The sequence below is a fragment of the Peribacillus muralis genome (genome assembly GCF_001439925.1).
Lineage (GTDB): Bacteria > Bacillota > Bacilli > Bacillales > DSM-1321 > Peribacillus > Peribacillus muralis.
The window spans coordinates 178,482-204,605 of record NZ_LMBV01000007.1; the positions used below are offsets into that span (position 1 = coordinate 178,482).

Annotated in this window: 25 protein-coding genes and 1 riboswitch; all 25 genes read left to right on the plus strand. The window is 41.8% G+C overall.

Features of this window, described 5'->3' with window-relative positions; genetic code table 11:
* Positions 1–2: 2 nt before the first annotated feature.
* The 25 genes from ASU00_RS11760 to ASU00_RS11880 all read left to right on the plus strand — a co-directional run bounded on the left by ASU00_RS11760 (position 3) and on the right by ASU00_RS11880 (position 26,100).
* Positions 3–563, plus strand: coding sequence for a 3-hydroxyanthranilate 3,4-dioxygenase (locus ASU00_RS11760; protein WP_057913653.1), 561 nt, complete (start codon positions 3–5; stop codon positions 561–563).
* Positions 548–1,594, plus strand: coding sequence for an amidohydrolase family protein (locus tag ASU00_RS11765; protein ID WP_201786290.1), 1,047 nt, complete (start codon positions 548–550; stop codon positions 1,592–1,594). The genes ASU00_RS11760 and ASU00_RS11765 overlap by 16 nt, the downstream gene beginning before the upstream one ends.
* Positions 1,557–2,018 (plus strand): RidA family protein, encoded by a 462-nt coding sequence (locus tag ASU00_RS11770; protein ID WP_057913655.1) that lies wholly within the window; start codon positions 1,557–1,559, stop codon positions 2,016–2,018. Before ASU00_RS11765 ends, ASU00_RS11770 begins: the two co-directional genes overlap by 38 nt.
* Before the next feature lie 46 nt (positions 2,019–2,064).
* Complete coding sequence (locus ASU00_RS11775) at positions 2,065–3,540, plus strand: aldehyde dehydrogenase (RefSeq protein WP_057913656.1); 1,476 nt, start codon at positions 2,065–2,067, stop codon at positions 3,538–3,540.
* Between the two features lie 17 nt (positions 3,541–3,557).
* Positions 3,558–4,340: a 2-keto-4-pentenoate hydratase gene (locus ASU00_RS11780; protein WP_057913657.1), complete on the plus strand. Its 783-nt coding sequence runs from the start codon at positions 3,558–3,560 to the stop codon at positions 4,338–4,340.
* Positions 4,341–4,356: 16 nt separating this feature from the next.
* Positions 4,357–5,241: an acetaldehyde dehydrogenase (acetylating) gene (locus ASU00_RS11785; RefSeq protein WP_057913658.1), complete on the plus strand. Its 885-nt coding sequence runs from the start codon at positions 4,357–4,359 to the stop codon at positions 5,239–5,241.
* 31 nt (positions 5,242–5,272) lie between these two features.
* Entirely contained in the window at positions 5,273–6,292 is a 1,020-nt protein-coding gene (dmpG, locus tag ASU00_RS11790; protein ID WP_405388258.1) for a 4-hydroxy-2-oxovalerate aldolase, read from the plus strand.
* Positions 6,289–7,062, plus strand: coding sequence for a 2-keto-4-pentenoate hydratase (locus tag ASU00_RS11795; RefSeq protein ID WP_057913660.1), 774 nt, complete (start codon positions 6,289–6,291; stop codon positions 7,060–7,062). The genes dmpG and ASU00_RS11795 overlap by 4 nt, the downstream gene beginning before the upstream one ends.
* A 784-nt stretch (positions 7,063–7,846) precedes the next feature.
* On the plus strand, positions 7,847–10,597 hold the full coding sequence (locus ASU00_RS11800) for a pullulanase (RefSeq protein ID WP_057913661.1): 2,751 nt from the start codon (positions 7,847–7,849) through the stop codon (positions 10,595–10,597).
* A gap of 526 nt (positions 10,598–11,123) precedes the next feature.
* Positions 11,124–12,161 (plus strand): LacI family DNA-binding transcriptional regulator, encoded by a 1,038-nt coding sequence (locus ASU00_RS11805; RefSeq protein WP_057913662.1) that lies wholly within the window; start codon positions 11,124–11,126, stop codon positions 12,159–12,161.
* 381 nt (positions 12,162–12,542) lie between these two features.
* Positions 12,543–12,670: riboswitch (TPP riboswitch) on the plus strand.
* Positions 12,671–12,800: 130 nt separating this feature from the next.
* Entirely contained in the window at positions 12,801–13,484 is a 684-nt protein-coding gene (gene tenA, locus ASU00_RS11810) for a thiaminase II (RefSeq protein ID WP_057913663.1), read from the plus strand.
* 15 nt (positions 13,485–13,499) lie between these two features.
* Positions 13,500–14,084, plus strand: a complete 585-nt coding sequence (locus ASU00_RS11815) for an ECF transporter S component (protein WP_057913664.1) — start codon at positions 13,500–13,502, stop codon at positions 14,082–14,084.
* A gap of 12 nt (positions 14,085–14,096) precedes the next feature.
* A complete protein-coding gene (locus ASU00_RS11820; RefSeq protein WP_057913665.1) occupies positions 14,097–15,578 on the plus strand; it encodes an ABC transporter ATP-binding protein in 1,482 nt (493 codons plus the stop codon).
* On the plus strand, positions 15,575–16,351 hold the full coding sequence (locus tag ASU00_RS11825; protein WP_057913666.1) for an energy-coupling factor transporter transmembrane component T family protein: 777 nt from the start codon (positions 15,575–15,577) through the stop codon (positions 16,349–16,351). Before ASU00_RS11820 ends, ASU00_RS11825 begins: the two co-directional genes overlap by 4 nt.
* 35 nt (positions 16,352–16,386) lie before the next feature.
* A complete protein-coding gene (locus tag ASU00_RS11830) occupies positions 16,387–16,998 on the plus strand; it encodes a thiamine phosphate synthase (RefSeq protein WP_057913667.1) in 612 nt (203 codons plus the stop codon).
* Position 16,999: 1 nt separating this feature from the next.
* Positions 17,000–18,124: a glycine oxidase ThiO gene (gene thiO / locus ASU00_RS11835; RefSeq protein ID WP_057913668.1), complete on the plus strand. Its 1,125-nt coding sequence runs from the start codon at positions 17,000–17,002 to the stop codon at positions 18,122–18,124.
* 14 nt (positions 18,125–18,138) lie between these two features.
* Positions 18,139–18,342, plus strand: coding sequence for a sulfur carrier protein ThiS (gene thiS / locus ASU00_RS11840; protein ID WP_057913669.1), 204 nt, complete (start codon positions 18,139–18,141; stop codon positions 18,340–18,342).
* 1 nt (position 18,343) lies between these two features.
* The gene (locus ASU00_RS11845) at positions 18,344–19,111 is read left to right on the plus strand and encodes a thiazole synthase (protein ID WP_057913670.1); all 768 of its coding nucleotides are present in this window, start codon (positions 18,344–18,346) and stop codon (positions 19,109–19,111) included.
* Positions 19,108–20,127 carry a thiazole biosynthesis adenylyltransferase ThiF gene (locus ASU00_RS11850; RefSeq protein ID WP_057913671.1) on the plus strand — a complete coding sequence of 340 codons (1,020 nt, stop codon included), beginning with the start codon at positions 19,108–19,110 and terminating at the stop codon, positions 20,125–20,127. The genes ASU00_RS11845 and ASU00_RS11850 overlap by 4 nt, the downstream gene beginning before the upstream one ends.
* 289 nt (positions 20,128–20,416) lie before the next feature.
* Entirely contained in the window at positions 20,417–22,225 is a 1,809-nt protein-coding gene (locus tag ASU00_RS11855) for a BglG family transcription antiterminator (protein ID WP_057913672.1), read from the plus strand.
* A gap of 115 nt (positions 22,226–22,340) precedes the next feature.
* Positions 22,341–23,744, plus strand: coding sequence for a PTS fructose transporter subunit IIC (locus tag ASU00_RS11860; RefSeq protein ID WP_057913673.1), 1,404 nt, complete (start codon positions 22,341–22,343; stop codon positions 23,742–23,744).
* 23 nt (positions 23,745–23,767) lie between these two features.
* Entirely contained in the window at positions 23,768–24,226 is a 459-nt protein-coding gene (locus tag ASU00_RS26795) for a PTS sugar transporter subunit IIA (protein ID WP_057913674.1), read from the plus strand.
* Between the two features lie 79 nt (positions 24,227–24,305).
* On the plus strand, positions 24,306–25,256 hold the full coding sequence (gene manA / locus ASU00_RS11870) for a mannose-6-phosphate isomerase, class I (protein ID WP_057913675.1): 951 nt from the start codon (positions 24,306–24,308) through the stop codon (positions 25,254–25,256).
* Positions 25,257–25,456: 200 nt separating this feature from the next.
* Positions 25,457–25,768, plus strand: coding sequence for a PTS sugar transporter subunit IIB (locus ASU00_RS11875; RefSeq protein WP_057913676.1), 312 nt, complete (start codon positions 25,457–25,459; stop codon positions 25,766–25,768).
* Complete coding sequence (locus ASU00_RS11880; protein WP_057913677.1) at positions 25,768–26,100, plus strand: PTS lactose/cellobiose transporter subunit IIA; 333 nt, start codon at positions 25,768–25,770, stop codon at positions 26,098–26,100. The genes ASU00_RS11875 and ASU00_RS11880 overlap by 1 nt, the downstream gene beginning before the upstream one ends.
* Positions 26,101–26,124: the final 24 nt, after the last annotated feature.

Here is a 26,124-nt window from a genome sequence, read left to right on the forward strand (position 1 = left end):
TTATGAAGGAAGTTGCTCAATCTTTAAAATTACAGGCTAGGTCATTAAACCTATTGAAAGTAATTGAGGACAATAAAAATTTATTGAAGCCGCCGGTCAATAACAAAGTGCTTTGGGAAGATTCCGAATTTATTGTGATGCTTTTGGGTGGCCCGAATTATCGGCGGGACTTTCATGTCGATCCTTCTGACGAGTTGTTTTATCAGATAAAAGGCTCGTGCTATGTAGAATGCATCAATCAAAACGGTGAGCGTGAAGTAGTGGAGGTAAAAGAGGGGGAATTGTTCATGCTGCCAGCTGATGTACCGCATTCCCCTCACCGTGTATCGGATACTTACGGCATTGTGGTAGAACGTAAGCGCGCAAAAGGTGAGCTGGAAGATTTTGTTTGGTTCTGCGGGAATTGTAACCATGAGATGCACAAAGTTACGGTCCAATTGACCAATATTGAAGTTCAGGTGAAGGAAGCCATTGAAGCTTTCAACGGTAGTGAGGAATTGCGCACTTGTAGTGAATGCAGTCATGTCATGTCAGAGAACGTTGAGGCTTGGAAATGCGAATAGATTTTCATACACATATTCTACCGTTGGATCTGCCAGACTTAACGGATGAATGTGGACAGGGTCGCTGGCCGGTACTAGATCAGAAATGTTCTTGTGGAGCGGATATCATGGTAAGCGGAAAGCTGTTCAGGAAAGTGACTGACCAAGTATGGGACGCTGAAAAACGCATTCAGGATATGGATGCGGAAGGGGTCGATATGCAGGTGCTCTCACCGGTGCCAGTGACATTTTCATACTGGGCGCCAATCGACCAGGCGCTATACATGTCCAAATTCCAGAATGATTTCATTGCTGAGACTGTGAACAGGCATCCTGATAGGTTCATCGGTCTTGGTACCGTACCTCTTCAGGATATGGAAGTGGCGATAGGCGAAATGGAACGCTGTAAATTTGACCTTGGCCTGGCGGGGATCGAAATCGGTACGAACGTAAACGGAGAGAACCTGGATTCACCTGTTCTATTGGAATTCTTCCAGTTGGCTGAAAAATGGAATGTCCCACTGTTTATACACCCATGGGAGTCAATGGCAAAAGACCGCACGGAACGTCATAACCTCATGTATACAATAGCGATGCCGAGTGAAACGGCATTGGCAGCAGCAAGTATTGCATGGAGTGGCGTCATGGAAAGATTTCCAAACCTGAAAATCTGTTTTGCACATGGAGGTGGCTCATTTCCATATATTTTACCGCGCATCGATCAGGGATGGAAAGTATGGCCTGAATTAAGGAAAACATCAATGCCACCAAGCTATTATGCACAAAAGTTTTATTTCGATTCCCTGAACTATGATACCCGTAATATTCAGCATTTGATTGACCGTTTTGGCTATAAGAAAGTGCTGATGGGATCCGACTATCCATTTTTATTGAGAGAAAAGCCTCCAGGTAAAGTGATTGATGACACTCTAAATCTATCAGATGAAGTGAAAGTGAATCTTTTAGGGGGAAATGCATTGAGGTTTTTAAATTTGGAATCTCGAGAGGAGAAGCATGGAAAAACAGATAAAAGCACCAGAACAAATCCTTGAAGAACTTGGAATCAAGCTTGAACCGCCAAGGAAAGCGGTCGGCAACTATGTCAGCCACGTCCGGGTGGGAAATTTGATTTTTACATCCGGACAAGGTGTTGATGAGTATCACGGCAAGCTGGGCATAGAGCTGACGGAAGAAGAGGGGTACCAGGCAGCGAGGCAGTCCATGATTAATCTTCTGCGGGTGCTGAAGGAAGAGCTTGGAGAATTATCCAAAGTGAAAAAGGTAATCAAAATTCTCGGAATGGTTAATTCAGCGGAAAATTTCACAGGCCAGCCGAAAGTATTGAATGGCGCGTCAGACCTGCTTGTTGCCGTATTCGGAGAGAGGGGTAGACATGCTCGGTCAGCAGTGGGAATGGCCCAGCTTCCGAATAATACGGCAATTGAAATTGAAATGATCGTGGAAATACAAGATTGAGGCACTTGTCTAAGCCAATACCTCAATAAAGGGAGAGGGATGTTTCATGCAAGCAGCAAAAGATAGTAAATATACAGCTAAATCTATAGATTGCCGGCACTTTATTAACGGGGAATTCCTGAATCCAAATCAATCCAAGACTTTTGATAATATCAATCCCGCAATGGAAGAAAAACTTGGATGGGTTGCAGAAGGTGGAAAAGAGGAGGTGAATCTGGCTGTTTCTGCAGCAAGGCATGCACTTAAAGGTCCTTGGAAATCTTTTAGCGATAGTGAACGCTCTAAGGTTTTAAGGAGAATTGGCGATCTCATTTTGGAAAAGAAAGAAGAACTGACAATTTTGGAAACACTTGATACAGGGAAACCATACAGCCTTGCACTGGAAATGGATATCAAGCGTTCAGCTCACAATTTCCACTTTTTTGCGGACTATATCACTACACTTGGTAATGAATCTTTCAATCAGGATAATATTGCCCTTCATTATTCGATTAGGCGGCCTGTAGGTGTTGTTGGAATGATTAATCCGTGGAATTTACCTTTACTATTGTTGACATGGAAATTGGCACCATGCCTGGCAGCTGGCAATACAGCGGTTCTGAAACCAGCTGAACTGACACCGATGACAGCCACTAAGTTAATGGAGATATGTAAGGAAGCAGGGGTTCCTGATGGCGTTGTCAACCTTGTTCATGGATTTGGTGTAAATTCAGCCGGAGCTGCTCTAAGCGAACATCCGGACGTCGATGCGATAACTTTCACTGGAGAAACTAAAACGGGAACGGCGATTATGAAAGCTGCCGCACCTACGTTGAAAAAAATCTCTTTTGAACTGGGCGGGAAAAATCCGAATATTGTGTTTGCAGACTCGAATCTTGATGAAGTAATCGAAACGACATTGAAATCCAGCTTCATGAACCAAGGTGAAGTTTGTTTATGTGGTTCACGAATTTATGTTCAACATGGATTGTATGACGAATTCCTTGAAAAGCTGGCTTTACGAACAAAAAAATTAAAAGTTGGCGATCCGTTTGATTCCGAAACGGAGGTAGGGGCTGTAATAGGAAAAGAACATTATAAAAAAGTGATGAGTTACATTGATTTGGCGAAAGAAGAAGGAGCAAGAATAGTAACGGGTGGAAGAAGAGCCGGACAGTTTGAAAAAGGCTTTTACATTGAACCGACTATCATTGCCGGGGTTACGCGTGAATCCCGTTGTGTACGGGAAGAAATTTTTGGTCCTGTAGTAACGGTCATGCCTTTCGAAACGGAAGAAGAAGTACTAGATCATGCGAATGACACTCATTACGGACTGGGGGCAACGATCTGGACCAATGATTTAAGGAGAGCGCATCGTGTCGCTTCTAAAATAGAAGCGGGCATTATCTGGGTGAATACGTGGTATTTGCGTGATTTGCGTACACCTTTTGGTGGTATGAAGCACAGTGGCATCGGCCGTGAAGGAGGATCGCATAGTTTCGAATTTTACAGTGAATTGTCTAACGTCACGATTAAATTATAAGGACGGAGGAAAGAATCGTGAACACTAGTTTAATAGAATGGTCTTCCAGGTTTTTGGAAGCGGAAAAAACAAGAATTGGAATAGCGGCCCCCACCAGTGTAATGCCGGATTTGGATGTGGAAAATGCCTACCGGATTCAGCTTGAAACGATTCGAAGGAAAATCCAATCTGGTCATGAAGTATCAGGCAAGAAAATAGGCCTGACTTCTAGAGCCATGCAGGAGGTTCTGGGAGTGAATGAACCAGATTACGGACATTTACTTGATGTGATGAGGGTGGACAATACTGGCTGCATTTCCTGTTCACGGTTGCTTCAACCGAAAGTGGAGGCAGAAGTAGCTTTTATTTTAAAGCAAGATCTGCATGGTCCCAACATTACGGTTAATGATGTAATTGATGCCACGGACTATGTGGTTGCAGCAATCGAAGTGGTTGATAGCCGGGTGATGGACTGGAAGATAAAACTTGCGGACACTGTGGCGGATAATGCCTCATCAGGTTTATATATTTTGGGGGATCGCAAAATCAAATTACGTGATATCGACCTCCCTTCCGTCCATATGAGTTTATATAAAAATGGTGATTTCATGAACGAAGGAACAGGTGAGGCAGTATTGGGAAATCCAGCAGCATGTGTAGCTTGGCTTGCCAATAAACTGCATGCGTTTAAGGGTACATTGAATGCAGGTGAAGTCATACTATCAGGTGCATTATCCGCTGCAACTGAAGCGAATCCGGGTGACCATTTTTCTGCTGACTTTGGAGAAAAACTTGGAATAGTCTCGGTTAATTTTGAGTGAAAGGAGCTCAAGCGACATGAAAAAGCTAAAAGTAGGCATTATCGGATCAGGGAATATCGGGACGGACTTAATAATGAAAATCCATCGGTCGGATGTTCTCGAAATGTCGGTAATGATTGGTATTGATAAGGAATCAGAAGGTTTAATGAGGGCTAGAGCGCACGGACATCATATCATTGCAAATGGCCTGGATGGATTTTTGGAAAAGCCGGAGCTTGCAGACATTTTGTTTGATGCCACCTCCGCGAAGGCTCACGTGATGTTTCACTATGAAGCTCTGAAAAAGTTGAACAAAAGGGTCATAGACTTAACTCCGGCCGCGATCGCACCCTTTGTTGTTCCTTCTGTCAATTTACAGAACAATATGGATGAAATGGAAGTTAATATGATTACGTGCGGCGGTCAGGCGACAATCCCAATAGTTCATGCGATCAGTCAAGTGGCCCAGGTCGAGTATGCCGAAATAATCGCGACCATTTCCAGCAAGAGTGCCGGTCCCGGAACTCGGGCTAATATTGATGAGTTCACCCAAACGACGGCAAGGGCACTAGAGCAGGTAGGTGGAGCGAAAAAAGGAAAAGCTATCATTCTGCTAAATCCGGCCGAACCGCCACTTATTATGAGGGATACGATTCATTGTCTGCTTCAATCGGATTCTTTTGATGTGAAAGCGATAAAATCGTCCATTAATAAGATGGTGGAAAAAGTATCTGAATATGTGCCTGGCTATCGTCTGAAGACAGAGCCGATAATTGACGCGAAACAAATAACCGTATTTCTTGAAGTGAAAGGGTTAGGAGATTTTCTCCCGGTATATGCAGGTAATTTGGATATAATGACGGCTTCGGCTGTAAAAGTGGGGGAAGAAATCGCTAAAAGCCAATTGGAATATTATGTTTGAAGAAGAAATCAACTGTAAAGGTGGGGTTCATTTGCGTAAAGATGTATTGGTCACTGAAGTTGCATTGCGGGATGGGAGTCATGTAGTGGCACATCAATATACGATCGAACAAGTCAAGAACCTGACAGGAAAACTAAGTGCTGCAGGTGTCCCTTATATAGAAGTGTCGCATGGAGATGGCCTAGGCGGATCATCCTTGCAATATGGTTTCTCAAAGGTGAATGATATTGAATTAGTTGAAGCGGCTGTTGAAGTGGCTGGCGAATCCGCTATTTCAGTGTTATTAATTCCGGGTATAGGGACAATCGATCAATTAAGAGAAGCCGCTCACGTTGGAGCGAAAATGGCACGAATTGCAACACACGTAACCGAAGCGGATGTATCGAAGCAACATCTGGAGGCTGCGAAACATCTTGGTATGGAAGCAATTGGATTTTTAATGATGTCGCACATGGCATCCCCGGAAAAGCTTGTTGAACAAGCCCTTTTAATGGAATCCTATGGAGCGGATGCTGTGTATGTGGTTGATTCCGCAGGGGCTTTTTTGCCCCAAGAAGTGAAGACGCGAATCAATTTATTAAAAACAAACCTGAATATCGATATCGGTTTTCATGCTCACAATAACTTATCACTCGCTGTGGCAAATTCACTTGTAGCAATTGAAGAGGGGGCGAATCGAATTGATGGCAGCATCCGCTGTCTCGGTGCAGGAGCTGGTAATACCCAGACGGAAGTGCTTGTTGCCGTTCTGGATAGGCTGGGTATCCGTACGGATATCGACTTATATAAAATGCTTGATCTTTCGGAGGAAGTGGGAAATACAATTATGCAAAAGCCCCAGGTAATAACAGATTCGAGTTTAATCATGGGATATAGTGGCGTGTACTCCAGCTTTTTATTGCATGCGAATAAAGCGGCGAAAAAATATGGAGTCGACGCACGGGATATTTTAATGGAGCTTGGTCGACAAAAAGTGGTTGGTGGACAGGAAGATACGATTATTGAAGTGGCTGAGCAAATGGCGTTACAGAAAGAAGGGACTCTAAGATGAAACTAGGTCAACTGGCAAAAAAAGTAGCAGAATCGCAAAGAAATGCCCATGAGATGGATAAACTTACATTATCCAATCCAGAATTAACGGTACCTCAAGCATATGAAATTCAGAAGCTGAGCATTAATGAGACGCTCAACGATGATAACAGATTGATTGGGTGGAAGATGGGCTTGACGAGCAAAGCCAAACAACAGCAAGTCGGGGTAGAGGAAGCGATCTATGGCAGGCTGACATCTGACATGGAACTAACTCAACCAATATTAAAAGTTGGGGAATTCATTCATCCAAGAGTGGAACCCGAATTTGCTTTCATGTTCAAAAACGAGCTGAAAGGTGCAAATATAACGGCCAAAGATGTCTGGCCGGCTGTAGAATGTGTTTTTCTAGCACTAGAAGTTATTGACAGTCGTTTTAAAAATTTTTCCTTTACACTTACCGATGTAGTAGCGGATAACGCATCCTCAGCAAAGATCCTGCTTAGCAATCAAGCTTATTCTCCATATCACACCGACTGGGCTCAAGCAGAAGTTATGCTTTATCAAAATGGTGAAATGCAAAAGAAGGGGCTTGGTGAAGCTGTACTCGATCATCCGATTCATTCGATTGTGGAACTTGTAAAAATGATTAGCCGTGAAGGACTTTCGATACAGCCTGGAATGATTGTTTTAGTAGGTGGGATTACAGATGCCGTTTCCATTCAAGCAAACGATGAAATAATAGCAGATTACGGTGACCTGGGGAAATTGACATTACAAGTTATATCATGATCGATTTGCAAAGATGAGGGAGTTAATTGCGAGAAGTTAAGTCTCCGGAAGTGGTAGGCAATAGCAATTTTGGCAGTTTTCAAATGTTGGTATTTATGTGGTATTTGTTGCGTTTAGTTCAACAAGACACCATAAAATGATCGAACTTTTAAAAAACAATATTTACATTAAAAACATGTAAATGATGTGAGAACCATTTAAATTTCAATAGTTCTCACATCTTAACAGTGCTAATGGGTCTAGCCCTTGATATCACAACGAAAAGAGAACCTTCATTATCATCTCCTTATCTTTTTGTTCTATTAATATCCAATTTTCTGGTCCGGGCTTTCCCCATCTCGTCCACATTCCCTTGTTACGTGACTTGATCTCCTCCGGAATATGGCTTTTGGGGTTTCTACGAATTCATTACTTAATAGTTTCCTAGCATCCGAGGAGTCTGGTACTCATTCTCACTCGATGAATCAGGATACATCTCTCTCCCAACTTCTCACCCAGAAGTTTCGATGAAGGAAGATGACTCTTTTGCTTTAGGAGAAAAATTACCAACCAAACTTCTAGAAGATAAAATGAGGCTTTGTTCGCTCCCCTCATATCTCAAAAGAGTCACAAACTAGGAATAAAAGATCAGGTCTTAGTGAGTGTTTCATACTTTCCTGGAAATAAAATTCAGAAAATGGAGAATTATGTTACAATAAATTTGTTTGAAAGCGTTTTAATAAAGGCGCCTTTTTATTTTTCTGCTTTGATTAAACGTTTAATCAAAAAAAGGAGGAGAGGAAACGTGCACAAAAAGAAAGGTTGGTTAAAAGTTGTCCTTCAAATTACGATGATTTTACTTCTTAGTTTATCACCCTTGCTGGCTTGGACAGGTACTTCCCCAAGTTATGCAGAAGGCACATCATTGTCAGAAGTATCTGACGATTATATGCGTGTTCATTACAAACGGTTAGACGGCAATTATGAGGGGTGGGGCTTGCACTTGTGGAATCAGAATCCTAGCAGCCCGGCAATTGAATCCGAGAGCGATTTCAGTTCTCCAGTCCTATTTGATGAAACATCCGAGTGGGGGAGATATGTGGACATCCCTGTCATCGAAATTAAAAATGGGCTGAATTTTATCGTACACAAAGGAGACCAGAAAGATACGACATCCGACCGGAGTTTTCCTGCCACAGGGGAACGAGAATTCTGGATTGTCCAAGGAGACACAAATGTATACTTAGATGAACCATATGTAAGTACTAGTGTAAAAATGGCAAAAATCACAAGTGATCGAGAAATAATTGCCAATCTCAGTCAGGAGGTCGAAGATGCCAAAACCTCGGATTTCACTTTAGTTCGTGCAGATGGAAAAGAGATTCCACTGGTTTCACAACGAATTGAAGGGCAGGAAGTAACCTTAACAACATCCAAAAAGCTTGACTTAACTCAGGCCCATACATTAAGGTACCAAGAAACATCCACCAACGTGAAAGTGGACTGGAAGCTTATTGATAAAAAGTTTGCTTACGATGAGGAATTGGGAGCTATCCCCCACCAAGACGGCACAGCGACACTGAAACTCTGGTCACCAATCGTAACCAATGTGGAAGTCGTTCTTTATGATAAGGATGACCAGTATAAAGTGATTAAAGACGATATCGCTATGGAAAGAGGGAAGAATGGCGTATGGGAAGTCACATTAGATCAACGCAATACAGGGATAAAAGATTTAAATAGTTATTTTTACCAATATAAAATTGAAGCCTACGGTGAAGAAAAACTGGCGCTGGATCCTTATGCAAAATCAATGGCAGCATCCAATAATGAAGACAATGATGAGGTAGGAAAAGCGGCGATTGTTGATCCGTCATTGATTGGACCAAAGCTAGATTTTGCTAAAATCAAAGGATATGAAAAACGGGAAGATGCGATCATTTGGGAAGCTCATGTGCGTGATTTCACTTCAGACCCAAGCATAGAAGGCGAATTAGACTCCCAATTTGGTACCTTCAATGCCTTTGTTGAGAAATTGGATTACTTGAAAGAGCTTGGGGTCACACATATACAGTTGCTTCCAGTGATGAAATATTATTTCGGTGATGAACTGGACAGCAGTACCCGAGAGATGGAGTATTCGGCTCAGGACAACAATTACAACTGGGGCTATGACCCACATTCGTATTTTGCTCTTTCCGGAATGTATTCAGAACGTCCGCAAGATCCTGAAGAGCGGATCGCTGAATTTAAGCACCTAATAAAAGAAATCCATAAGCGTAAAATGGGTGTAATTTTGGATGTTGTCTATAATCACACAGCCAAAGTAAGTATCCTTGAAGACCTAGTTCCAGGTTATTATCACTTTATGGATGAAGAAGGCGGCGTGAAAGTCGGTTATGGCGGTGGAAAAGTGGGAACCACCCATGAGATGTCGCGCAAGTTGATGATCGACTCCATCAAATACTGGGTAGATGAGTTCAAGGTGGATGGCTTTCGTTTCGACTTGATGGGGGACCTTGATGCCAAAAGTGTGCAGATGGCTTACGAGGAAGCGAAAGCGCTGAACCCGGATATATTAATGTTAGGGGAAGGCTGGCGCACATTTGTCGGTGATGGCAGTTCAGGTGAAGGTGTTACTCCAGCAGATCAGGATTGGATGGACGAAACCAATGGAGCTGCTGTCTTTTCTGATGAAATTCGTAATGAATTGAAATCAGGATACGGAAGTGAAGGAGAGCCTCGTTTTATTACAGGCGGTGCAAGAGACGTCCAAACCATTTTTAATAATATAAAAGGAAAGCCTGGAAATGTGTCAGAAGATGACCCTGGTGATGTCGTGCAGTACATTGCTGCTCATGATAATCTCACATTACATGATGTGATCGCCCAATCGATTCAAAAAGACCCAGCCAAGCATGAGGAAGAAATCCAAAAGCGCATTAAAATCGGGAATTCCATGGTATTGACAAGTCAAGGTATCTCCTTCCTTCACGCAGGCCAGGAATACGGAATTACCAAACAGTGGAAAGGTAAAGAGAAGCCAGAGGCGAAGTACACATACATGACTGATGAAAATGGAAAACCTTTCGAAAACCCTTATTTCATTCACGATTCTTACGATTCTACGGATGTTATCAACCAATTTGATTGGGAGGCTGTAACAAATGATACGATTCATAAGGAAACAATGGAATATACAAAAGGGTTAATTGAACTGAGAAAATCGACCAATGCGTTCCGATTGGGTTCTCGCACTCTCGTGGATTCTAATGTAACGATGATTGACGCACCTGAGATTGAAGAGACCGATCTGGTCCTGGCCTATAAAAGTATCTCCACAGAGAAAAAAGGAAAAGATACCTACTATGTGTTCATCAACGCCGATGAGAAACAGAGATCGCTTACATTAGATGAAGATTTAAGAAAAGGTAAGGTACTTGTCGATGATGATGAAGCGGGCCGGAAGCAAGTCAAGAAAGTATCAGGCTTGACGGTGAATAAAAACCAAATCACCATCGATCCTTTAACAACGGTTGTGATTAAGCAGAAATAAGTGAAATGAACCCAAAAAGTTAGACACTTTATTTAGTTAGGCAACCTTTAGGGCATGAACCCGGAAATCATCCGGACTCATGCCTTTTAATTTCACTTTAATTCACTGTTGCTTGTAATAATGGATATCATCTTCCGGCCTTGTTTGAAATGCACCGCAGCAGTTTCACGGAGAGACGTCCCCTGTAAGTTCATATATTCTAGTACTTTCAGTATATCTTCTACCAAAAGTTGTATAGCGTTTTTCAAATGCACGTTCTCCATGAGATTGATACAGACGAATTTAAGTAATAATATTTCAGAGGATACTCCAATGGACTAGCTATCCTTTTATGCCCCTCTGTACCTTGAAAATATCTTTGTACAGCTTGTACTTAAAGTTGTGGTGTGAATTTGGCCATAAAGAATCTGCACCTCCAATAGATAGACGTTTTTTTCTAAAAATTGGGGTGCAGTTCAGATTCCTGCCTGCGTTTTTTTGAAAATTATGCTACGATTTGTTTATTAAAAAGTCGGAGGGTTGGAAGATGCTTCAGGAAAATATCAATATAAAATTCATCGCGGAGAAGGCGAATGTTTCCATCGCTACCGTATCAAACGTGATCAATTCTAAGGGCAGGGTATCAGTGGAAACAGCCCTTCGTGTGAAAGAAGTCATCGACAGTTATCAATATAGCGGGAACCTGGCTGCCAAAAATCTTCGGACAAGGAAGTCCTACCTATTTGGAGTGGTCGTTACTCTTTTACAGCCGGAAGGTAGGATTAAGAATAACCCGTTTTATTGGGAGTTGGTCTCAGGGATTGAATCAAAGGCAAGGGAAAAATCATTTGATGTTGTCCTTAAGGGAATTGAATCCTCCGAAGAACTGACAACCTTTATAACTCAAAGGAACCTGGATGGACTGATTCTTGTAGGTGCGAAATCGGATTCGCCAGTTGTAGCAAAAGTGAAAGAGCTTGATCTTCCGATTGTGTTTTTGGACAGTTACTTGGATGAGTCGGCTCCTTTTCAAGTAGGAATTGATGACGCATTCGGCGGACACGTCGCAACCGAGCATTTGTTATCACTTGGTCATCAGCGCATAGCCCTCATCACTGGGGACTTGGAGCCGGACTCTGTGAACGGACGGCGATTTCATGGATACCGTTCTGCGCTTCAGGAACATCGCAGCTTTGACCAAAATCTCATATTCGAATCAGACACGTCCGCTCAAGGCGGTTTTGAAGCGACTGAAAGCATAATATCAGAAACAAACGCCACTGCCATCCTGTCTTTTTCAGACGTGTCCGCCTTAGGGGTGTACAAGTGCCTGAACGAAAAAGGTTTTAAAATTCCTGACGATTATTCTGTAGTAGGGTTTGATGGATCTTACTTTTCTACTTTTATGACGCCGACATTAGCAACAGTCAAACAGGATGTAGGGGAAAAAGGTGAAAAAGCCGTAGATTTACTCTTTTTACAAATAGAAGATGCAAATCGTGTCAAACAACAATCGCGAATATCGCTGCCTGTTACATTTATGGTAGGCAATAGCACAGCTCCTCCTAGATCAACACGCCGCTGATTTGGTGGAGGGGACCTATCTTTTCCGCTTTGATTCCTATTCCAACGACAAACACCGAGGAAATGATTGATTGATACACAGATTAATTTTATTCGGCTCAATGAATTAAGAACAAACGATAATATCCAAAATATTAATTAAAGTTAATTGGTGAAAAACCCAGCAGCTAAGAAAGATACTATCGTTAAACCAACTCTGAAAATCATTGAATATTCAAAAATATCTTTAAGTGCCATATGAGTCCATATTGACGAGCAATCCGCCAACCTTGGCAATCTAGCAAATCCAACCTTATAAGGTATCGGCGAGAAAACTTTTCTAATCTGTTTGACAATTTAATTTATCGTGTTAATATAAAGGCAACTGCATGATATATACAATTTGTACCACTAGGGGTGCTTTATTGGTAAAAGCTATTTTACCTGAGAAGCTGAGATTAAAGTATGACTTTAAGACCCTTAGAACCTGATCTGGTTTAAACCAGCGTAGGGAAGTGGGGTCTGGAACAATACGTTTTTGTATTATTTCAAGTACAACCACTTTCTTACGTCAAAGAAAGTGGTTTTTTATTTGTCAAAAAAGAGGAGGTCTTTTCACGGTTCAGTCTTTGAAAAGAATAAAAATTTGGAGGTAATGATGATGAAGTTTTCAGAGGAAATTCGTCAGGAAGTGGATTATATTTGGGCAGCGAGTTTTAATCACCCATTTGTTAAAGGAATAGGTGATGGTACATTGCGATTGGAGTGTTTCCGTTTTTATGTTTTGCAAGATGCTTATTATTTATCACACTTTGCTAGAGTTCAAGCTTTAGGGGCAGTCAAAGCTCCAGATTTACATACAACCAGCAGGCTTGCCGGACATGCACAAGGTACATATGAAGCGGAGTTGAAGCTTCATGAGAATTTTTCTGAGAGATTGGGGATCACAAAAGAAGAAAGGGATGATTTCAAGCCTGCACCGACTGCTTATGCCTATACTTCCCATATGTATCGTGCGGCTTATTCGGGGCATTTAGGCGATGTTATTGCAGCGATCCTGCCGTGTTATTGGCTGTATTATGAAATAGGAGAAAAGCTGCAGGGGTGCATACCCGATGAGTCGATTTATCAAGAATGGATAGCGGCTTACGGCGGAGAGTGGTTCCGCACCTTGGTGGAAGAACAAATTGCGAGGCTTGATGAGATTGCTGAAAAAGTAACGGATGCAGATAGAGAACGGATGAAAGAGCATTTTATCCTTAGCAGCCAGTATGAATATTCATTTTGGGAAATGGCTTACGATTTGGAAGCATGGCCGGTGCAAAAGGAAAAACTAGAAGTGTAAAGGAGATTAATAAGCATGAAAAAAGGGTTGAAATTATCGGATGTTTTAGTCACGATCGTGATTGCTGTAGCATTTGGGATCATCTATATCCTCTGGGGTTCGATTTATTATTTCGCTAAACCATTGGGGTTACATGTAGATCAACTAATTTATGGAATGTGGTTTATTGCTGGACCCGTAGCCTTTTTAATTTTACGGAAGCCGGGTGTGGCACTTCTGGCGGAAATAGCTGCAGCTTCCGGTGAATTCTTTCTAGGTTCGCCATGGGGGCTGACCGTCCTCTTATATGGGGTCGTGCAAGGGTTGTTCGCGGAGCTGGTGTTCATGGTGTTCAGATATAAAAAATTCAATATGTCAGTGGCTGTTTTAGCGGCGATCGCTTCTTGTTTGGGATCAGTCCTCATGGATTTTGCATATGGGGAAATAGGAGCGCTCTCTACTTGGAATCTATCGTTATTCATGATAGCGAGGTTCATAGGTTCCGTTTTCTTTGCCGGTTTGACTGCTTACTACTTAGTTAAGGTTTTAGAAACAACAGGGGTAACGAATCTTGTACGTCCAGTTTCAAGTAAAGATTATGCAGAGCTGGATCAAAAGTAGAGGTTGATGTGTATGGAACAAATCATTTCTGTTGAGAAGTTAAGAATGAAATTTCCTGGTGAGGAGTCCATGATCTTCAAGGATCTATCGATCTCATTTGGGAAAGGTGAAAAAGTGTTATTGTTGGGACCATCAGGATGTGGAAAGTCCACTCTTTTACAAGTGTTAAGTGGATTGATTCCGAATTCCATTGAAGTGCCGTTGAAAGGGGAAAAATTGAAATGTCCTTCCTCATGGGGATATGTTTTTCAAGATCCTGATAGTCAGTTTTGCATGCCATTTGCCGATGAGGAAATTGCCTTCGTTCTCGAGAATCTTTCCGTCCCTAAGCAAGAGATGAAAGAGAAGATCCAACATCACCTTCATCAAGTTGGATTGAACTTAGGAGCCATTCATACAAGTATTGATACATTATCAGGGGGCATGAAACAGCGTCTGGCAATCGCTTCAGTACTGGCCCTTGAACCAGAAGTTCTATTTTTAGATGAACCGACTGCCATGCTCGATCCGGAAGGAACAAAAGAAATGTGGGAATTATTGAAGGAAGTCGGTAGAGATAAAACGGTTATTGTAGTGGAACATAAAATTGACCATGTTTTAGAATTCATTGATCGAATCGTGCTTTTTAATGATGAGGGTCAAATCATTGCTGATGGCCCAAAAGACACCATTCTTTCACGGTATAAAAATGAAATGAAAGAACATGGGATATGGTTCCCTGGTGTTTGGGATGAGTATGTTAAGAATCATGCACCTGTTCGTAAACAACCATTCACCGATGATGTTCCCCTTATTCAAGTCCAAGATTTTAGCGGTTTTCGGAATAAAGAAGAGAAAATCAAGGTTAATGAGCTCCAGGTCACTTCAGGGGAATGGATTGTAATCAGGGGAGAAAATGGAGCGGGTAAGAGCACTCTTTTGCATGCACTGATGCAATTCATTAAAACGAGTGGTACGTATGCTTTAATGGGGACCCCCATTAAAAGAGTGGAAAATCCAACCGAGCATATGACGTTTGTGTTTCAAAATCCTGAGTTTCAGTTCGTTGCAAATACGGTATATGAAGAAATTGCTTATTCATTGCGGATAGATAAAAGGCCGCAACAAGAAATAAATGAGAGAGTCCGCTCATTGCTTAAAGTGTTCCGCCTTGAGGCACATTGGGGTAAACATCCATTTCAATTATCAATGGGTCAAAAGCGTCGCTTAAGTGTTGCCGCCTCAATCGTTAAAGACAAGAAACTCATTCTCCTGGATGAGCCTACCTTTGGCCAAGATTCGAAGAATACCTTTGCTTTACTGAAATGGCTAGAGGTATATCGAAGCCGCGGCGTAACCGTGATCATGGTTACGCATGACGATCATATTTCAAAAAACTTCGCAACCAGGATCTTGACGGTTCAGGATGGAAACGTAATACGTGATGAAAAAGTCATCCAGCCAGGATGTATGGAACCGAAGTTTCTCAATATAAAAGGAGTGTCATGTAGATGACCGTTACAAATGCAGAAACATGGCTCTATAAGATTAATCCAAGTCTTAAACTTTTCGTATTGATGGTGTTATGCATAGTGGCATTATTCATCGATGATCTGAATTATATGATCAATGTGACCATGGGTGTTTTACTCATATTTTTGTGTTTTACCGGGCATTCGATAAAACGTATCATACTCTTGTCCATCCCATTTAGTTTCATTTTTATATCGACTTCTCTAGCGATGATTTTTTTTGGTAAAGGTGAGACACTTTGGTTTGAGTGGGGTCTTATATCGATTACAGAAGAAAGTTTCATGAGAGGATTACTTGTAGGCTTTCGAGCTTTGCTTTTTGCGGCACTCGGTTTAACGTTTTCCTTAACGACGAGACCTGTGAACTTGTTTTATTCGTTAATGCAGCAAGTTAAGCTTAAACCAAAATATGCTTATAGTTTCATGGCAGCATTAAGGCTAATTCCGATCATGATGCAGGAGTTTCAAACAATACGAAACGCGATGAAGGTACGCGGTTTTGAAAGAGGAACAGGAGTTAAATCAATCTATTTCAAAATTAAAGCCTATTCCATTCCGCTGTTATCCGGAAGCATTAGAAGAGCTCACAGAATCGCCGTTGCAATGGAGGCGAAGCGATTTACAGATACGAGGGATCGAACATATTATTATGATTTCGGGTTTTCAAAATACGACCAAGGATTCATCTTATATTTCATCATCCTGCTGCTGGCCGGGTTTTTTCTATCGATTCAATTCCCTTTAGTATCTATTTAATTTTACGAGTATATAACAGTTAAGGGGTTCTTCGTATGAATGCACAACAATTGCATATTATTTCTACCGGGAAACAGCCAATAGAAAAGTTCATAGAGATCGCTTCGCATATTCATGAACATGTTGATTACTTTTATCTAAGAGAAAAGCAAAGCAGTGCCTCGGAACTTTATCGAGCAGTGACCCTTTTACATGATAAGAAGATTCCACTTTCCAAGATCATCATTAATGACCGGGTGGATGTAGCATGGGTACACAAGGTCTTTGGTGTGCAATTGGCTTTTCATAGTTTAGATGCAGGGGTCGTAACAGCAGCATTTCCAGGGATGAGTGTTGGCTGTTCGATCCATTCCATGGCTGAAGCGAAAGCCGCATTCAGTAAAGGGGCCCATTACGGGATTTATGGACATGTTTTTGAAACGAATTCGAAACGCGGTCTTCGTCCTAAGGGAATTGAGGAACTTCATGCAATCACAAGAAGTGTCAATCTTCCGATTATTGCGATAGGAGGAATTACACCATCCAATTGTCAAGTCGTCCTGGATGCAGGGGCACGGGGAATTGCGGTCATGTCAGGTGTGCTTGAAGCTAAAGATCCGATTAAAGCCGTTAAAGAATATGCGAAGTCTTTAGGAAAGGAGACATAAGATGAATTCCATATATGATGCAATCATTGTTGGGGGAGGAGTGATAGGTGGGTCGATCGCTTTTCAATTAGCCAAACGAGGTAAAAAAGTCCTGTTATTGGAAAAAGATAGACTTGCCAGTAAAGCATCCAGTGCTGCAGCCGGGATGTTAGGAGCGCAATCCGAGTTAGATGTCGATCAGCCCCTTTTTAGATTGGCAACCGAAAGCAGGGAGATGTTTCCGGAACTGGCCGAAGAATTAAAAGACACAAGCGGAATTGACATTGAATTGGTGAACAAAGGTATGTTCAAGGTGGCATTAACGAATGATGGGGCATCCATGTTGAAGAACAAAATCAAAACCCAGCAAGCTGCCGGCCTTGAGGCCCACTGGTTATCGATTGCCGAAGCAAGGAAAGCGGAACAGCTTCTTTCGGATGAGCTTAAAGGAGCCATGTATATTCCGAAAGATGGACAAGTTTCAGCCACTAGACTGTCACTCGCTTTTACTAAATCTGCAGCTGCCCTAGGTGTGGATATAAAGGAATTTGTACATGTCTCAGATTTACGTACAAAGGACGGAGCAGTTAAAGGCGTGGTCACGAATATAGGCGAATTTTCAAGTGAAAATGTCATTGTAGCAAGTGGGGCTTGGAGCGCATTCCTCCTAGAGAAATTAGGGGCTACCCTCGACACCTATCCGGTAAAGGGAGAATGCTTTTCCGTTCTGACGAATTCACCATTGCTTGAAAGAACGATTTTTTCGGATGGTTGTTATCTTGTACCAAAGGTTGGCGGGAGAATCATTGTCGGGGCAACGGTTAAAGCGAATACTTTCAATCAAAAGGTAAGTCTCGAAGGAATTTCAACTTTAATGGAAAGAGCAACGCAATTGCTTCCTGCCATTAAAGGAACTGAATTGGAACATACTTGGGCAGGTATACGGCCCCAAACAGGGGACGGTCTGCCATACTTTGGTGAACATCCAGCATGCAAGGGACTTTTCATTGCAACGGGGCACTACAGGAATGGCATCCTGCTTTCTCCAATTACAGGTGTACTTATGGCGGATATGGTAGAAAAGAAGAAAAAACCCCAATGGTCCGCTTTTCGATTGGATCGTGCAATACAGCCACTTTTTTCTTAATGGAGGTGAAAGAAATGGAATTGATTATTAACGGGGAAAAAATACGGATCCCTGCTGATGAATCAACAGTTACAGCGCTTTTGCAACACTTTAATTTACATCAAAAAGTAGTGATCGTTGAATTGAATGATGAAATAGTAGCGAAAGAACACCTAAGTGAAACACTTTTGTCAAATGGAGACAAGGTCGAGATTGTACATTTTGTAGGAGGCGGATGATATGTTAAAGATTGGTTCTTATGAATTTTCTTCAAGGTTATTGTTAGGTACTGGGAAATATCCGAACTTCGATGTTCAAAAGCAAGCTGTGGAGGTTTCAGAGACGGAAATATTAACATTTGCGATCAGGAGAATGAACATTTTTGAAGCGACTCAACCTAATTTCTTAGAAAAACTAGATTTGAAGAAATATACACTTCTTCCTAATACAGCAGGTGCGAAAACCGCCAAAGAAGCCGTTCGCATAGCGCAGCTTGCCAAGGCCTCTGGGCTATGTGACATGATTAAGGTTGAAGTCATCGGTTGTCAAAAAACGCTTTTGCCTGACCCAATTGAAACGTTAAAAGCTGCTGAAGAATTAGTGAAACTGGGATTCATCGTTTTACCTTATACTTCGGATGATGTGTTACTAGCGAGGCGCCTGGAGGAGGTGGGCTGTCATGCAATCATGCCTGGTGCTTCACCAATCGGTTCCGGTCAAGGCATTTTAAATCCACTGAATCTACGGTTCATCATCGAACAAGCCAAGGTTCCGGTAATTGTTGATGCTGGAATCGGTACACCTTCCGATGCGGCAATCGCGATGGAATTAGGAGCGGATGGTGTTTTGCTTAACACAGCAGTTTCCGGAGCAAAAGATCCGATCAAAATGGCGAAAGCGATGAAACTTGCCATTGAGGCTGGTCGACTAGGGTATGAAGCTGGAAGAATAGAAAAAAATGATTACGCCATAGCCAGCAGTCCAGTTGAAGGAATGAGCATGGGATGAATGAACGTTATTCACGTCAAGAGCTTTTTGGCCCTATAGGGGAAGAAGGGCAACTGAAAATCCGTAAAAAACATGTTTTGGTAATTGGGGCAGGTGCTCTCGGAACAGGAAGTGCTGAAGGTCTTGTCAGGGCAGGAATTGGAAAGTTGACGATTGTGGACAGAGATTATGTAGAGTGGAGCAACCTTCAACGACAACAGCTTTATTGTGAAGAAGACGCTGAAAAAAGATTACCGAAAGCAGTGGCAGCAAAGAATCGCTTGAATGCCTTAAATTCAGAAGTTATCGTTAAATCGCTCGTATCGGATGTTTCGGTTGATGAACTGGAGCAGCTCGTTTACGGAGTGGACCTAATAGTGGATGCCACGGATAACTTTGATACGAGGATGCTCATAAATGATAGTGCACAAAAATTTAACATACCTTGGATTTACGGTGCCTGTGTAGGGAGTTATGGGATAAGCTATACGGTGATTCCACAGGTGACCCCTTGTTTGAATTGCTTGCTGGAAACGGTTCCAATTGGAGGGCAGACTTGTGATACGGCGGGAATCATCAGCCCTGCCGTTCAAACGGTCGTTGCCCATCAATTAACGGAAGCTTTGAAAATCCTTGTCGAAGATTATGGATCACTAAGAAACAAAATCGTTTCATTCGATCTTTGGAAAAATGAACATTCATCCATACATGTAGCGAAATTAAAAAAAGACAGCTGCCCCTCATGCGGGAAGAACCGAACGTATCCCCACCTTTCTTATGCAAACCGAACAAAAACAGCGGTCTTATGCGGGAGGGACTCTGTCCAGATTCGGCCATCAAAGGAACAGGTATGGGATCTCGCTGAGCTCGAAAAAAATTTACACGCTCAAAACGGCCATGTTGTAAGAAATCCGTATTTACTTTCATTTGCCGTTGGCAAACATCGGTTGGTCATTTTTAAAGACGGTCGGGCATTGATTCATGGAACGAAAGATATTGCAGAAGCAAAAACTCTATATTACCGTTATTTCGGCTGAATTGATTAAGCTGGTATAAAGAAAATATCCATTAAAATAAGAGTGCAGCCAAAACGGTGCACTCTTCTAAACGTTTAATTTTTTCAGTGAATCTTTCTTGTGCTCTCAAATTACCTTCTGATAACCTTCAAACTAGTGCGCATAATCGTTTTATGGAGCACGCATTATGGTTTTAAAGTCACCTTATATTAGCAAAGCTTTATTTGCCATCATCAAACGATTACCTGTACAATGAAAAACAACTTATTATATTCAATTCCAATAGATTACATAAGAGGCAGGGGCTACTATGAGAGATCGGCAAATTCATATTTTGGAAGAATTAAAACGCATGGGGGAATGGGTTTTAACTGGAGATTTAGCCTTGCGTGTAGGCTGTTCAGAGCGTACAGTTCGTACTGAATTGAAAACGCTTTCGGAAATGGAAGGAGTATCACTTGAGAGTGTACGCGGAAAAGGGATTCGACTTGTATATTGGAACCCTATTCCTACAAGAACGGGAGAGATTAGTCCAGAAGAGCGGGTTCGCAGAATGGAGATAGATTTGCTTCTTTCAAAATCAATGGAAAGTTCGGAATTAATGGAACGATATTTTATTAGCGAGTCGACATTAAGAAATGATTTACAGTATATGGAACGGCACCTGTCTGCCTATCAGCAAATTCTAAAGCGCCGGCCTTTACGTGTTGAAGGGGTGGAGAGGCTGAGAAGAGTTGCCTTATTGAATCGTTTGAGGGGGCATGCAGTTTCGAATTGGTTTGCTTATGAAGATATTTTGTTTGTTCGGCAGATGATTGATGAGCTACAACGAATTTTAGAACAGCCATTTTCCGATGTATCCTTTGAAAGACTCAACTGGCAGTTATTAGTTCAGCTAAAAAGGCTTCGGATGTGTGGATTGATTCATCTGAGTGAACATGCAGTTGAAATTGCAAATGACACGGGTGTTTACAGGGAACTAAAAAAAATAGAAGCTAGATATCAAAACCAGCTTGCATTAAGGCTTCCATCATCCGAGAAAAATTACTTGATTCTATGTTTAGCAGCTGCACAGGACACACTTAGTGATCCCAGAGATAAACTACTTGAACGGCTTAAATCAGCCGTTCATAAGTTTGCCGTTTCAGTCCTTTCATCTATTTATGGCGGTGCACTGAGAAAGGATATGTATGAAGGTCTGCTAATGCATTTCCGTTCTTTTGCCTATCAGTCATTGCTCGGTCAGTTTGCGGAAAATCCACTGTTGGATCAGATCAAGAGTCGCTATGCTCCTACATATGCGGCTGTTTTACTACATGCTCCCTTATTGGAAGATATACTAGGAAGCCAACTGCCCGAGAGTGAAGCAGCTTATTTAACGATTCATTTTCAAACCGTTCTTGAACGCAGTGTTAGAACGAATCAGCCTAGAGTATTAATTGCATGCTCTTTTGGAGTTGGTATGAGTCAATTACTTGCAGCCAGGATTGAAACTCAATTTGGACAGTCGATTAAAATCATTGGATCTTGTAAAGTGAGGGAAATAAATGAGCGGTTTAAAAAAGAAGCACCAGATGCCGTGATTTCTACCATTCCGCTTGAAAACAGCAACATCTTACACATTGTGATTACCCCCTTTTTAACTGAGGAGGATGTAAAAGGTATACGTGAGATGTTAGGAATGGATAGCAGTAAATCATTTGAGCTGCTCTCCACCCTTATCCACTCGGTGATTTTTTTAGATGAAGCTCTATCTCGGGAACGGGCACTTGCGAGAATGATGATTGCGGCTGAAATCGATGAAGACTATGCGGAAACGGTTTATCAGCGTGAACATGCAGGGTCAACTTCTATCGGAGCGGGGATTGCCATTCCTCATGGTAATCCGGAAAAAGCGAAGAAAAATCAAATTAATGTCTTGATACTGAAAAGACCTACATTATGGGGTACAGATGAAGTGAGAATTGTATTTTTACTTCAATTCCGGAACCAGGATAATGTTTTGTTGAAAAAGCTCTTTGAAGAGATTGCAAAATTAAGTGAAGCTCCTGAACTTGTACATCAATTAACTCATAGTGAAACGGAAGTAGAATTTCGATCCGTTTTGTCACATTTTTAACACTTTGCCGTTACTAACGGTAAAAATGTAGCAGAAAGTGATTTCAATATGGGTTAATCTATCAATATAGCAACTAATCAGCTACAAAGATAGAATCAAGAGAGGAGTTATTTCTATGAAAATCGTCGCGATTACTGCATGCCCGACTGGTATTGCCCATACGTATATGGCGGCCGAAAAGTTGTCAAAGGCCGGGGCAGAAAATGGCCATGAAGTGAAGGTTGAAACACATGGGTCCATCGGGGTTGAAAATTCATTAACCCAAGTTGAGATAGATGAAGCGGATGGTGTCATTATTGCTGCAGACAAGGAAGTGGATAAATCAAGATTTGCAGGAAAGAAAGTCGTGATTGTCCCCGTCATTGCAGCCATTAAAGATCCATTAGGATTAATTGAAAAAACGCAAGCTGCACCGGTATATGGTGCTTCGAAACAAGTGGAAGAAAAAGCGTATGCATCTCAAAAGCGTGAAAGAAGCCTGTTCTATCGTGCCTTGATGAATGGTGTAAGTCATATGATTCCTTTTGTTGTAGTTGGAGGATTGCTAATTGCACTGGCACTGGCTCTCGGCGGAGAACCGACAGCAAATGGGTTGGTTATACCTAAGGATTCAGTATGGTTCAAAGTCAACATGATAGGCAGTGCTGCATTCACATTCATGGCACCTATTTTAGCTGGATATATCGCTTATGCCATTGCTGACCGCCCTGGATTAACTCCAGGTATCATAGCAGGATATATAGCTGCGAACGGAAGTTTTTATAATTCCGAAGCAGGCGCAGGGTTCATCGGAGCGATCATAGCAGGTTTCATTGCAGGATATATCGCAAAATGGATTAAGTCCTGGAAAGTTCCGCAAATGATGCAGCCAATTATGCCAATTCTTATTATTCCGATCATAGCAACGATTATAGCCGGGGGATTATTCGTTTATGTTTTAGGTGCACCGATAGCGGGTGTTATGGAAGGGTTAACAAAGTTCCTGGAAGGGATGCAAGGATCTTCAAAAATCCTGCTCGGTCTCATATTAGGAGGAATGATTGCCTTTGATATGGGAGGTCCTGTCAATAAGGTTGCTTTCTTATTCGGGTCTGCCATGATTACGGCAGGGCAGCCGCATATTATGGGTGCCATTGCCGCAGCGATTTGTGTACCGCCGCTTGGAATGGGACTCGCAACGCTTCTTAAGAAAAACCGTTTTGAAAAAGAAGAGCAAGAGGCTGGAAAAGCTGCTTTAATGATGGGTCTAGTTGGAATTACAGAAGGAGCGATCCCGTTCGCAGCGGCTGATCCTCTCCGTGTCATCCCAGCCAATATGGTTGGTTCAATGACCGCTGGAGCACTCGCTATGGTATGGGGAGTCACGAACAGCGTGCCACATGGTGGTCCTGTAGTAGCGGTACTAGGAGCAGTTGAGCAAGTTTTCTTCTTCTTCCTTGCTATCATCATTGGTGTCATTGTAACAGCACTCACTGCTGTTACCTTAAAAAAACCTTTAACAACAATTAAAGCTAAATAATACTATTAGGGAAGGTGTTTTTTATGAAATTAACAGATTATATGACAAAAGATATGATAATCTTAGATTTGAAAGCTAGCAGTCCGCAGCTTGCACTGCATCAATTAATTGACGTGATGGAGAGTGAGGGGCGAATTACGAATAAAAGCGATTACTATAAAGCACTGGTGAACCGCGAAGCGCAAAGCTCGACTGCCATCGGATTTGAAGTCGCCATACCACATGGGAAAACGGATGCTGTCATTTTGCCATCCGTGGTATTTGCCAAAGCTCCGGAAGGCATTGAATGGGAGAGTCTTGATGGCGATCCAGTTAAGCTTGTCTTCATGATTGGTGTGCCAGAAGCAGCAGCAGGAAACGAACACTTGCGTATCCTCGCCCTGCTAAGCCGCCGTTTGATTGATGACAGCTTTAGAGATGGCTTAAAAGAAGCCGTGACGGTAGATGAAATCTACGCTCAGCTTTCAACAGTCGAAGCGTAATGATAGCAAAAAGGAAGCAGGGAATTTTCGTCTTCCTTTTTCTGTGATTGCTAATACATAAGCAAAGGGGAGCAAATACATGACCATTTTAAAACTTAAGCCAATTTTTCAAGAAAGAATTTGGGGAGGAAGAAAGCTCGAAACGGATTTCAATTACTCGATTCCGAAAGGCCCGATTGGTGAATGCTGGGGAATATCCGCTCATCATCACGGAGAAAGTGTCGTTGAAGAGGGCGAGTTTAAAGGAGAAGTCTTATCTGCATTATGGAGAAACCATCGCAGCAAGCTATTTGGCGACTATAAAATGGAAGAATTCCCCTTGCTTATTAAAATCCTCGATGCAAACGATGATTTATCCGTCCAAGTTCATCCTAATGATGAACAGGCTACAGAATTAGAAGGCGAACCGTATGGAAAAACAGAATGCTGGTATGTCATTGACGCAGAACCTGGTTCAGAAATCATCCTTGGTCACAAAGCGCAAACAAAAGAAGAAATGGTGAAGCTGACATCGGAAGAAAGATGGGACGACCTTCTGCAAAAACAGCCTGTAAAGCGCGGAGATTTCATATTTGTAAAAAGCGGGACCGTTCATGCAATCGGGAAAGGCATCGTCATCTTAGAAACCCAACAATCTTCTGATACAACCTATCGGGTATATGATTATGACAGAACGGATTCAGAAGGGAATAAACGTGAACTGCATCTCGAAAAAGCACTACAGGTAACGACCGTACCTGATTCTCAGACAATTCATGCATCACAAACAGTAACGGCTGCCGGAGGGGAAAAAACATTCCTTATCGAAGTTCCTGAATTCTCTGTCGTTCATCATAAAATATCAGGAACGGGATATCGGATAGCAGGGAGAGATACCTTTCAATTAATCAGCATCATTGAAGGAAATGGAAAGATCGAATCCGAGAGTGAAGTGATGGAAGTGAAAAAAGGAGACCACTTGATCATGACGCGGGAACTGAAGGAATTGATTGCTTCTGGTGAAATGGAATGGATTACGAGTTTTATATAAGCAAAAAACCACTTGAGTGAAAGCTTGAGTGGTTTTTTTTTGCGAAACATTCAAACGATAGATCCAGAAACTAAAGACTTTTAAAAAAACTGAATATTATTTTAATTAAATGTCTAGACATTTAGAAAAAAATGATCATAATAATAAATGTAAACGTTTTAGATTTTTGTTAAAAAAATACAAAAGGGGCTGTAATAATTATGAAACGAATTTTACTTGCATGTAGTTCTGGGATGTCTACGAGTCTATTAGTGACAAAAATGGAGCAGCACGCACAATCGATCGGGGATGTTGCAAAAATTTGGGCAGTTGGCCAGGATAAAGCGAAGAAAGAAATGGCTGATGCAGATGTGGTGTTAATCGGACCGCAAATGAGTTTCCTTAAGGGAGAATTTCAAAAAGAGGCATCTAAATACAATATCCAAGTAGACGTAATCGATATGATGGCTTATGGATTGGCAGATGGAAAAAAAGCGTATGATCAAGCTCTTTCTTTGATAGGTAATAAATAATGGAGCAAGTAAAGCTGGAAGATCTCACGAGCGAACAAATTAATTTTCAATTGATATTATACAGTGGCAATGCCCGCAGTAAGGTGATTCAATCACTACGTGAATATCGCGAGGGGAATGTGGCAGAGTCAGAATCATTGCTTGCACAGGCCGAACAAGATTTAGCCATTGCCCACAACGTTCATTTCCAATTGGTTCAAAAAGAAGCGCAAGGTGAAAAGGTGGAATTTTCGATGCTGTTCATGCATTCTGAAGACCATCTCATGTCCACGTTAACAATGAAGGAATTAGTGAAAGAGTTATTGGAGATTTTTAAAGCAAAAAATATCTAATCATTCATCTTTAATGGACGGGGG